Here is an 11,818-nt window from a genome sequence, read left to right as displayed (position 1 = left end):
AAAATATGCTACAATTAAGAACATTCGCTTTAATGCTACTCCTGGGCGGAGTATTCATTGCCTGCGAATCTGATCTGGACGTTACTCCAGAAGATGATGATGAGCTTTTAGCAGACGGCTTTTTTGAAAATGAAGGAGCCTATAAGCAAGCACTTGCTGGTGTTTATGCAAACTTAAGTTTAACCAGTATCAATGATCCGGGAGGTTCTAACATTGCGGGTCTTGATGCAGGTACAGGTCAATACATACGTGGGTTATTCAATCTTCAAAACCTTTCTACAGATGAAGTAATCTGGACGTATGAGAATGACCCGGGTTTACGCGGAATGCAACGTAACAGCTGGAGCTCAGACAACCCACTAATTTTAGGAGTATTTGCACGTGCATCTTATGAGATCGCACTGGCTAATGAGTTTTTAAGACAAACTACTCCTGAGGCTTTAAGCGGAAGAGGCGAAAGTACAGAGCTTGTTGCTACCGTACAAACGTACCGCGCAGAAGCACGGGTATTGCGTGCATTAGCAAACTACCATTTGTTAGATATGTTTGGTAAGGCACCTTCAGTAACAGAAAACGATGCTGTAGGATTTGATCAGGTTCCTGAAATAGTAGGAGCAGATTTATTCAATTATATTGAAACTGAACTTACTGCTGCACTACCCGATCTAATCGCTGCGAGACAAAATGAATATGCCCGTGTAGATCAGGGTGTGGCTAATATGTTACTTGCAAAGCTGTATTTAAATGCAGAAGTATATACCGGTACTCCGCGTTATGCAGATTGTGTTTCGGTATGTGAAACATTAATAAGCAGTGGCTATAGTTTGACTTCTAATTACCTGTTCAATTTTATGGCAGATAACGACACTAACGGAGCGCAAAACGAAATTATATTTCCCATTGCTAATGATGGTACTAATACGCAAAACTACGGTGGTACTACAATCATCATTCAAGGAGAAGTGGGTGTCCCAGAAAATAACGGTGAAAGCCTGGGTGTAAATGCTACCGGTTTTGGTGGTTTATTTAGAGTACGACCAGATTTTTCAAGACTTTTTACTGCAAATCCTATTTATCAAAATGATGCACGTAATACCTTAATTACGGCAGATCGTACGATGGAAATAGATAATGTGGGCAACACGGCACAAGGGTATTTAATAACTAAATTCTCAAACCGTACCTCTACAGGAGGCTTTGGTAGTGACCGTACTTTTACAGATACAGATTACCCACTTTTTAGATATGCAGACGTATTACTTATGTATGCTGAAGCAACTCTACGTGGTGGCGGTGGTTCTACTGCTCTGGCTCTGGAGTATGTTAACGATTTAAGAGAACGCGCTTTTGGCAATACCTCAGGAAACATCACTCAGGCACAGCTTACATTAGACTTTTTACTAGATGAGCGTTCTAGAGAATTGTATTGGGAAAGTCACAGAAGACAAGACCTTATACGTTTTGGAGTATACACTGGTAGCGACTATTTATGGTCTTACAAAGGTGGTCCGCAAGCGGGTACTTCTATTCCTGAATTTAGAAAGTTGTTTCCTATACCTAATCAAAGTTTATCATCAAATGCTAACCTGACTCAAAACGCAGGTTACTAGAATTTAAAAATCGAAAACTATGATATCAAAATTTAAACAGTTTGTATTCTTAATTGCAGTGGTTGTGGCAGCCGCTTGCAGTGAAGAAGATGAGAAACTAACCGTAGCGGTAGAAGATGCTCCGCTTCTTGCTCAACTCGATATTAACCGTGTTGCATTAGATCAGACAAACCCGGGGAATCCTGCAGTAACTTTCAGCTGGAACAAAGCGAGCTATGGTTTACCTACGTTAGTAACGTATGTTGTTGAGTTTGCCACTGAAGATTCTTTTGAAAATCCGGTAAATGCGTTAACTACTTCAAATACCGAAGCGACCTTATCTGTAAGTGCATTAAACAATACCGCAAACGCACTGGGGTTTGTTCCTTTTGAGTGGCAACAGGCCTATATACGCATCAAGTCTTCAATAGGCACGCAAACTTCAAATGTGAGTTATTCAGAACCTATTGAAATTAACATTAATCCGTATTTCTCTTACCCGTATGACGATTATTATCTGGTAGGAGCTGCAACAGCTGCAGATTGGAATAATGATAACAACAATCCGCTTTTATTTAGAAATGCATTTAATGAAAATGAATATACCTATACCGGTAGATTTCTTGCAGATGCTTTTAAAATATTAATTAACCGTGGCGCCTGGGCTCCGCAATACGGCCAGGATGGTGGTTCATTAGTTTTAAGAGCTACAGATGACGATCCTGATCCTCCGGTAATTACTTCTGAAACTGCCGGTTACCGAAAATTTACTGTAAATTTTGCAACGGGTGCATTCTCATTTGAAGATGTTGCTGCAGTTGGCGATGCTTTTTCTTCAGTTTCTGTTGTAGGAGATAGCGGTAGTACAGTTGAGCTGACTCCACTGGCGTTTGACCCACACATCTGGTATGTGCGCTCTACACAGTTACAAGCGGGTTCTATTTCTTTTTTAGCTAATGGAAGTACAACTTATGGAGGCTCAACAGAGTTTTCAGGAGTAGCTACTGTCGATGGCGGAAACATTCCGATACCGGTAAAAGATGATTACGAAATCTGGTTTAATGATATCACCGGCGACTACGCAATGATTCCTCTTAACTTTTCTAAATAAAAAGTATGAACACACTATTAAAATATTCAATCTTTAGCCTTTTCGCTTTAGCTACCCTAACAGCTTGTGATAATACTGAAGATCTGATACTAGAAGAGCCGCAAACATCTTTTGATGTAAACAGCACTAATTTTTCAAATCTGGTTTTAAACGCTTCGTTTCCTGAAAACGCTGCGCTTACTATTAGCTGGAAAGATGAGCGGGATGCTGGTTCAACCTATGAAGTTGTTATGGCAACTGATGAAGCGTTTACTAATGAAATAGCTCTAGGAACCAGTGATGACACTAATTTTACAATTTCAGTCGCTGCTTTAAATCAGCTGTTATTAAATGCCGGTGCAGAACCTTACAAAATGTTTCCTATCTATGTGCGCATCGATAATGGGACTCAAGCAACTTCTGCGTTAAGCTATAATGTGATGCCCTATGCTGTTGATGCTCCCGTAATTGTAAATCCGGCTGCAAATTCAAGTATAGTTTTAGATGGCGAAAATCCTGATGCAGCTGCACTTGAAATGATGTGGACCGATTTTTCTACAGAAGGCACTACCGTTTCTGTAGTTTACAGTTTACAATTAGCCGTAGCAGGAAATGAATTTGAAACGTTTCAGACTGTAGGTCAGGTAACAGACTTAAATGAATACACCATAACAAACTCACAACTTAACGCTTTGGCCTTAACACTAGGCGCAGAAGAAGAAGTTTCTTATACTCTCGAGACACGTATTCTGGCAACTATTACCAGTGATACCGGCGTAGATGAACGTCTTTCTACACCGGTTGCATTTAATGTTACTACCTATAGTACTGCCGTAACTAATTTATTTTTAGTGGGTAGTGCAACAGCTGCAGAATGGAATAACAACAACAATAATGCTCCTATCATTCGGGATCCTAATAACAAGAATGTGTACTCGTACACTGCTAAATTTTTAGGAGGAGGCGATTTCGCTTTTAAATTGTTAGAAAAACGAGGTCAATGGCAACCGCAGTGGGGAGTTACAAATAATGTTTTTGTGAATAACGAAATACTGGGTCAGGAGCCGGGTGTTCTAAGCGTAGCCACTACAGGTTATTACAAACTTGATGTAAATACAAAAACTGGTGCTTACAGCATAACTCCATATGATGCGAGCGCTGCCCCAAGCTACACAACTATAGGATACATTGGATCTTCACGTACCGGTAATGGTGACGGCTGGAATGAGCCCGATGCAAACCTTACGCAATCTACTTTTGACCCGCATATCTGGTATGCAAATAAGGTAACCTTATTTGACGGCGAATTAAAATTTAGAGCAAACGACTCCTGGGGAGTTAACTGGGGAGGAACTACCGAAATCAGTGGTTTTGGAGTTCGGGATTCATCTAATATCCCGGTGTCTGCAGGAACCTATGATATTTGGTTTAATGATTTAACCGCAGGATATATTCTTATTCCTAACGAATAAAACACCATCAATTACCTCTAAGGCCGTGCTCGCACGGCCTTTTTTAATCTTTAAAATCTGAGAATGAAAACAAAACTACTCCTACTTTTTCTCCTCGCTTTGCCTATAAGATTTATAGCGCAAACTATTACCATTACTCCAGATCCTTTTGCTGAAGCGGAAACAATAACAATTACCGCCTCTAATGTACCCTGGACAACAGGTGTTTACCTATGGTCCTGGCATTATGATTCTACTGAGACTCAAATAAACAATCCTGAAGCTGTAGGAACAGATTTTAGCAATTCTCCCGAAAGTGCCCGTTTTACTGATAACGGCAACGGCACGTATTCCTATACCTTAAAACCTACCGAATTTTACAACAATACTGGTATAAGCCGTATCGGATTACTAATAAAAAATAAAAACGGATCGCAACAAAGTAGTGATTTAATAAAAAATGTAGGAGCATTTAATCTTAACCTAACGGCTCCTATTGCCACAAGCACCAGTATAACCGGTGGCTCTGTCTTTGATATTGCTGCTAATGCCAGTGTATATGCAGACTTTAGGTTATATGCAAATGGAAATCTAATAGATACTCAAAATAATAAAACGACCTATTCTTTTACGACCAGTCCTAATCTCAATACCCACTATCGCTTAGAAGCTATACAAACCGGAACATCTAATCTGGTTATGCGTAGTTTTAAAACTTTAGTTAAACCTACTCCAGCAACTATAGCAGTACCCACCGGTATGAGAGACGGTTTTAACTACGATAAAACAAAGCCTAATGAGGCGACTTTAGTGTTATATGCACCCGGTAAAGATTTTATTCACGTTATCGGAAATTTTAATGCAAATAACTGGTCACTTGACAATACGTATTTAATGAATTATGATGCCGCTGCAGACCGCCACTGGATTAAATTAAATCTTACAAATACCCCAAAAACAGATTTACTGTATCAATATGTAGTAGAATATGCGATAACTGTAGCAGACCCCTACTCTACGCTCATTTTAGATGAGTTTAATGATCAATATATTGAATCAGCTACCTTTTCTAACATACCGCCTTATCCTTCGGGAAAGACTTCTAATGCGATTTCTTATATTCAGTTAAATGAAAGTGATTATAATTGGAAGATTACAAATTTTAAGCCGGCTAAACGTGAGGATTTAGTAATCTACGAAATACTAATTCGTGATTTTGATGATGCACATAGTTTTCAAAGTGTAATAGATCGTCTGGATTATTTACAAGAATTAGGAATTAACACTATTGAGTTTATGCCCGTTCAGGAATTTGATGGTAATGTAAGCTGGGGTTACAACCCTGCTTTTCATATGGCTTTAGATAAATATTACGGTACGCGTAATGCTTTTAAAGCCCTAATAGATGCAGCACACGCCAAAGGTATCGCTGTCATTATAGATGTAGTTTACAACCACGCCAGCGGTCAAAATCCCTATTATCGCATGTACAACACCAGCAATGGCGGCACCGGTGGTCAGGCAAGTGCAGATAGTCCGTTTTTTAATCAAACGGCTACACATTCTTATAGCGTTTTTAATGATTTTAATCACAATAAAGAAGCTACTAAGAATTACGTAAAGCGCACTGTCGAATATTGGATAGATGAATTTAAAATTGATGGCTTCCGTTGGGATCTAACTAAAGGCTTTACACAAAACTGTACCGCTGCTGATGAGTCTTGTACAAACGCTTTTCAACAAGATCGAGTAACTGTTCTTAAGGAATATGCAGATATGCAATGGGCAGCAGATCCTGATTTTATGATCATTTTTGAACATTTAGGCGGTATCGCCGAAGAAAAGCAATGGGCAGATTACCGTTTAAATGAGGGCAAAGGAATTATGCTTTGGAATAAACAAACAAACGCGTATAACCAAACCACGATGGGCTACAGCTCAGAATCAAACTTTAACGGGGCATCCTATAGACAAAAAGGTTTTGACAATCCTGCTGCTGTAACCTATATGGAAAGTCACGATGAAGAACGCTTAATGTATAAGAATTTGGCCTTTGGCAATACCAGCGGATCCTATTCTATTAAAGATTTAACTACCGCATTAAACCGAATGAAAGCAGCCGGAGCAGTATTTTTTACGATTCCGGGGCCTAAAATGATCTGTCAGTTTGGAGAACTGGGTTATGACACCAGTATATTTACGTGTGAAGACGGCAGTAATCCCGGTGACGATAGTTGCAAACTAAGTCCAAAACCAGACGGATGGGATTTATTAAATAATGCACAGCGTCTTGAATTACATAATAGTTGGATGCAAATGATTCAGCTTAAAAAGAACCTGCCTATTTTTGAAACCTCTACTTTTACGGTTGAAGCAGGAGCAACCAATCTTACTAAAAAGATACATCTTACCAGCACTACAGCCGCTGAAGGTGAAATTAATTTTGTGACTGTACTTGCAAATTTTGGACTTACAGTACAAACTATGATTCCAGATTTTCAGGAGACCGGTACGTGGTATAATTTAATGAATAATGAAAGTTATGAAGTAAGTAGTACTACAGCCCCTATAAGTCTCGAGCCTGGTGATTTCAGGATTTTTGCCAACAAAAGTGCTAATCTTTCTTTAAAATCTTTTGATACTCAAAATCAACTCACCGTATATCCTAATCCTGCCACTCAGCATTTTAAATTAACTCAACGGGTAGATTCAGTTTCTGTTTATTCAATTGATGGTACGCTCATTAAAAAGCTAATCTTTAAAGATTCTGATAACCAGGAAGTAGATGTTAGCGATTTGAATACGGGCTTATATCTTGTAAAAACGAGAAGAGGAACAGCTTCTCAAACTTTAAAACTGCTTGTTAAATAATAAAGTTTTGCACGGAAACTAAATTGAAACCTGGTAATTATATATCCTCTTATGATATAGTTAATTGATAATTATACTTGTATTATATAAAATGTTTTTTATGCTGAAAATCAGTTATTTAGTTAGGCTTATGATAAAAAAAGGTGTTTTTCCCCTTTTGAGTAAGTCTACTTTTGGATAGTTTTACTATGTATTAATCAATGATTTATACCGTTTTTTATTTAATTAATAGGGGAATTAAATTTAAAATGTATTAATGATTTAGGGGTGAAAGGCACTTTGCGAAAGCAAGGTGTTTTTCTTTTTTATACATATCTGTAATTAAATGAAGGTAATATTTAGATTTACTTCAATTTTTGTCTGAAATATTGTTAATTAAATCGTAAATTTACGTTGTCATTAATAATTTAGGGGTGAAAGGCACTTTGCGCAAGCAAGGTGTTTTTCTTTTTTAAAGAGCTCTGTAAAAACTTCTTAATATGTAAAAAATTTAATCTTTTTAGTCTTGAAAGTCTATGCATTTCAAATACATCTCGCACGTTTTGAAGAGCAAATTTTTATTCTAGAGTGTTTTTATTGGGTTGTTTGAAGTCAAGATTAAAACGATCTCTTCGTATTAAGACGCGCTTTCTAAATAGTAAAAAAATAAGGTAGCCCAGCCAGCTAAAAATACCAACTATAAAAAGCCACATAAACAATTCTTTAGTTGATTTAAATTTTTGATATCGTAATTCAAGGAGTAGTAATACGATAAAAAGAATGCGTAAGTAAATCAAGATTTTTTGGAATTTATACGGACTATTAATCCCTAAAATTACTAATTAAAGCCTGATAGGACAGAAAGTTTCAGCTAAATAAATCTAAAATTTTTTTAATATTAAAAATGTCTCTTCCGTATTGAAAATTGATTTATAACTAAACACTCCATTTTATACATACTATACTTTATTAAATAGCCTAAGATCCACGAAATATCTTTATAAGATTCAATAACTCATTCCATACCAAGTACAAAGCAACACTTCGCTAACCGTAAACGAATCTATTGAAATAAAAAAAGCAGACCTTAAAAAGTCTGCTTTTCTAGATACCTGGCGAAGTAGTTATTTGTTCTGAGCTGCAATATAATTGCTCACCTGTTCTTCTAAAACGGAAAGTGGTAAAGCACCCTGCCCTAAAATAACCTCGTGAAATTCTTTAATATCAAAGCTATCTCCTAATGCAGTTTCTGCCTTGGCGCGTAGTTCTAAAATTTTATTCATACCTACTTTATAAGCTGTTGCCTGCCCCGGCATTACTATATGTCGTTCTACCATTTTAATGCAATCACTCTCGGCATTCGGTGTGTTTTCTTTATAATAAGCAACGCCCTCTTCGCGTGTCCATTTTTTATCGTGAATACCGGTATCAACAACCAGTCTACACGCACGCCAAAGCTCCATTGCTAATCTTCCGAAGTCTGAATACGGGTCTTTATACATTCCCATTTCTTTAGGCACATACTCACAATACAACCCCCAGCCCTCGATATAAGGAGTGTAACCACCAAATTTTCTAAACTTGGGTAAACTGTCTAGTTCCTGAGCTATTGCAAGTTGCATATGGTGACCGGGTATTCCCTCATGATAAGCTAATGCCTGCATTTGATATTTTGGCATGGCCTTAATGTCAAACAAGTTTGCATAATAAATACCAGGTCTAGAGCCATCTGGAGCCGGAGAATTATAAAAAGCCTTTCCGGCACTTTTTTCTCTAAAAGCTTCAACCTGTTTAACAACAATTTCCGCTTTAGGCTTAGTAATAAAAAGTTCGTCAAGATGACCACGCATATTATCTATAATAGCCTTAGCTTCTTTCATATAAGCAGCACGACCTTCATCAGAATCTTCATAATAAAACTGATTATCAACACGCATAAACTCAAAGAAGTCTTGCAAACTGCCTTCAAATTTTACTTGTTTCATAATCTCCTTCATCTCACCGTGAATACGTTCAACTTCATTAAGGCCTAATTTGTGAATCTCTTCTGCCGTCATCGAAGTTGTGGTCGCTCTATTTAAAGCAATAGCATAAAAAGCATCACCTCTGGGAAATTTCCACACCCCATCGTCTGTTGTAGCTCGTATTTTTTGGTTTTCAACAAAACTTATCAATTCATTGTATGCAGGTTGTAAACTATCTACAAGGGCTTTTGTAGCATCTGCCATTAATTTTTCTTGTACTGCTGTATCTAATTTCAGTTTATTAAGCTTCGACTCAAAATCTGCTAAAATCGGCATTTGTTCTTGAGAATCGTCAAAAGGGCTTCCTTTTAAGATATTTCTACTATCATCTAAAACACGATCTAAGACAAATTTAGGTGCGATAATCTGATTGCTCTCCCGAATACCCAACTGGTTTCTCAGCTCAGTAAATAAAGGTTTTACACCACGTATGCGAGCAATATATGCTTCGGCATCTGCAACGCTGTCTATACGATGCTTATTAATTAAAAATGCGGGAACACTTGCGTGTAAGCCAAACATTTGATTAACCGGGTAATTGTAAAAACGATACTCGTAATCTTCGATTTCGTTTTTCATATTCAGTTTATAAAGTGCGTAACTTATAGCTGTTACAGAGTCTAAAGCTGCTACATTCACTTCCTGCTCTAAATAGTTTAATCGCTCTTTTGCATTATTAAAATTTATGAGCATCTGGTCTGAAGATATATCATCCCATTTATCATAATTCGTTTTATAACCTAAATCTGTTTGCCATTGCGGAGACATTGCTACGTCTGCTTCAAACTGCTTTTCAAACCAGGTATTCAACGCTGCGCTTGCTTCAGCTATTTGGGCCTCACTAAAAGATTCATCAGTTTCGTTTTTACACGAACTTGTAATTATAAAGATGCTGAAAAGTATCAGACTCAATTTAATCTTCATATATCCTATTTTATAACTGTAAATTGAATTTCTGAATCGCCATAAACGGTATGGGTTTCTTTAGTAAAATCTTCGGCCTTTGCCTTGTATATGTTTGGCACATACGTTTGCGGATTGCGATCTATAAACGGAAACCATGTGCTTTGTATTTGAATTTGAAGTTTGTGTCCCTTTAAAAATGTATGATTTATTCCCTGTAAGGTAAGATCTACTTCGGTTTTTGTATTAGCTTCAAATGGTTTAGGATCACTGAAGCTGTCGCGAAAACGACCACGCATTACCTCACTACGCACCATCATATGATAATTACCCATTTTAAGATAGGCCTGTGTTTCTGGATAATCTTGTGCATCTGGAGGATACACATCGATCACTTTTACAACCCAGTCTGCAGCTGTACCTGTTGTTGCTACTTGCAACTTAGCCAGGATTTCGCCGCTTAAGGTCATATCTTCGGTTAAAACAGCTGTTTCATAAACTAATACGTCTGGTCTTCTCGCAGCAAAACGCTGATCGTCTGTCATATATTTACGAGGTGTAAACACCATTTTAATATCTTCAGAATACGGTACCGGTTTTTGTGGATCACTAATGAATGTATTTTTTAATTCTGGTGCTGCAACTTCTGTTAGCTTTTGATTTGCGCCTAAGTAAAAACTCTTTTGCTGCGCTTCTTTTGCCGGCCAGCTTGTGTAAGAATTCCATTCACGAGCTCCACTATCATACATTGAAGCTTCGGGAAGATTAAGTTCTCCTTTACCATTATTTTTTAAGAAATGATTGAAAAACACCGTCTCGTAATTCTTTTGAAAATCACGTGATAAATTATCTCCAAAATAAACATTCCCTATTGCCTGGCGTTCTGTTTGACGGGCCCAGTCGCCGTGACTCCAGGGACCAAAAACCACAATATTGTAATTGTCACTATTTTGCTCAATTTCCTTATAAGTATTAAACGGACCGTATAAATCTTCGGCGTCAAAAAGACCACCTACAACCATAACCGCCGGTTTAATATTTTTTAAATGCTGAAGAATTCCGCGGCTTTTCCAAAACTCGTCGTAGTTAGGATGCTCTTTAAACTGCTCCCAGAATACATTATCTTCCTTATAATACGTATCTAGATTAGTCAAAGGGCCTTGATCTAAGAAAAACTGGTATTGATCTTCTGAAGGTAATTCGGGAAATTTATACCATGCTTCTGTTGTAGGCTCGGTTTTCATGTACCCAAAAACCGAAATTGCTCTCCAGTAACTTTCTAAAAAAGCCCCATTATGGTGAAAATCATCAAAGAAGAAATCTGAAATACAGGCTTGAGGAGAAACGGCTTTTAACGCAGGATGTTCGCTCAGTAAGGAATAAGTTGCATAAAAACCGGGATACGATATTCCCCAAGTTCCTACATTACCGTTATTATTAGCCACATTTTTTACAAGCCAGTCTATCGTATCATAGGTATCACTGGCTTCATCTACCTGTTTTTTCTTTTTATTCGGAATATAAGCCCGCATATTATCATAAACCCCTTCACTATTCCAGCGCCCACGCACATCCTGGTGTACAAAAATATTGCCTTCTTCAACCAGATACTGATTAGGACCTATTCTACCTTTAAAATTTTCCTCTCCGTAAGGAGCGCAGCTATATGGCGTACGCATCATTAGCATAGGGTATTTCTGCGATTTGTCTTTAGGAGAATAAATTGTGGTGTGCAATAGAATACCATCACGCATTTTAATTTTCACTTCCTGTTTATCGTAATGCTCTTTTACGTATTCTTCTGTTTGTGCCTGTAAGCCGGAAACCAGCAACAAGAACAAACAAACTAAGGCAATTTTAAAGTGTTTCATTTAGGATTTAAATTAGTGTTAAGGCAAATATTAATGTTCT

6 protein-coding genes are annotated in these 11,818 nt (G+C 37.6%); 4 read left to right on the top strand and 2 right to left on the bottom strand.

Going from position 1 to position 11,818, the window contains the following annotated elements:
• Window positions 1-5 precede the first annotated feature (5 nt).
• From ACEN25_RS01900 to ACEN25_RS01885, 4 genes are all read left to right on the top strand, one after another.
• Window positions 6-1,610 (top strand): RagB/SusD family nutrient uptake outer membrane protein, encoded by a 1,605-nt coding sequence (locus tag ACEN25_RS01900; RefSeq protein ID WP_441801391.1) that lies wholly within the window; start codon window positions 6-8, stop codon window positions 1,608-1,610.
• A 19-nt stretch (window positions 1,611-1,629) separates the two neighbouring features.
• Window positions 1,630-2,700: a SusE domain-containing protein gene (locus ACEN25_RS01895; RefSeq protein WP_441801390.1), complete on the top strand. Its 1,071-nt coding sequence runs from the start codon at window positions 1,630-1,632 to the stop codon at window positions 2,698-2,700.
• A gap of 5 nt (window positions 2,701-2,705) precedes the next feature.
• Entirely contained in the window at window positions 2,706-4,151 is a 1,446-nt protein-coding gene (locus ACEN25_RS01890; RefSeq protein ID WP_441801389.1) for a SusE domain-containing protein, read from the top strand.
• 63 nt (window positions 4,152-4,214) lie between these two features.
• Complete coding sequence (locus tag ACEN25_RS01885) at window positions 4,215-7,001, top strand: alpha-amylase family glycosyl hydrolase (protein ID WP_441801388.1); 2,787 nt, start codon at window positions 4,215-4,217, stop codon at window positions 6,999-7,001.
• A gap of 1,103 nt (window positions 7,002-8,104) precedes the next feature.
• Here ACEN25_RS01885 and ACEN25_RS01880 read toward each other — a convergent pair.
• Window positions 8,105-9,928, bottom strand: a complete 1,824-nt coding sequence (locus tag ACEN25_RS01880) for a DUF885 domain-containing protein (protein ID WP_441801387.1) — start codon at window positions 9,926-9,928, stop codon at window positions 8,105-8,107.
• Between the two features lie 5 nt (window positions 9,929-9,933).
• On the bottom strand, window positions 9,934-11,778 hold the full coding sequence (locus tag ACEN25_RS01875; RefSeq protein ID WP_441801386.1) for a CocE/NonD family hydrolase: 1,845 nt from the start codon (window positions 11,776-11,778) through the stop codon (window positions 9,934-9,936).
• Window positions 11,779-11,818 lie beyond the last annotated feature (40 nt).

The organism is Leeuwenhoekiella sp. W20_SRS_FM14 (assembly GCF_052119605.1).
In the GTDB taxonomy this organism is placed as follows: Bacteria; Bacteroidota; Bacteroidia; order Flavobacteriales; family Flavobacteriaceae; genus Leeuwenhoekiella.
Note: the sequence above shows the minus strand (reverse complement) of the source record. Positions and strands in the feature narration are given on the sequence as shown.

Coding starts and splice junctions, on each gene's coding strand:
- ACEN25_RS01900 (WP_441801391.1), top strand. CDS start 6: ATGCTACAATTAAGAACATTCGCTTTAATGCTACTCCTGGGCGGAGTA.
- ACEN25_RS01895 (WP_441801390.1), top strand. CDS start 1,630: ATGATATCAAAATTTAAACAGTTTGTATTCTTAATTGCAGTGGTTGTG.
- ACEN25_RS01890 (WP_441801389.1), top strand. CDS start 2,706: ATGAACACACTATTAAAATATTCAATCTTTAGCCTTTTCGCTTTAGCT.
- ACEN25_RS01885 (WP_441801388.1), top strand. CDS start 4,215: ATGAAAACAAAACTACTCCTACTTTTTCTCCTCGCTTTGCCTATAAGA.
- ACEN25_RS01880 (WP_441801387.1), bottom strand. CDS start 9,928: ATGAAGATTAAATTGAGTCTGATACTTTTCAGCATCTTTATAATTACA.
- ACEN25_RS01875 (WP_441801386.1), bottom strand. CDS start 11,778: ATGAAACACTTTAAAATTGCCTTAGTTTGTTTGTTCTTGTTGCTGGTT.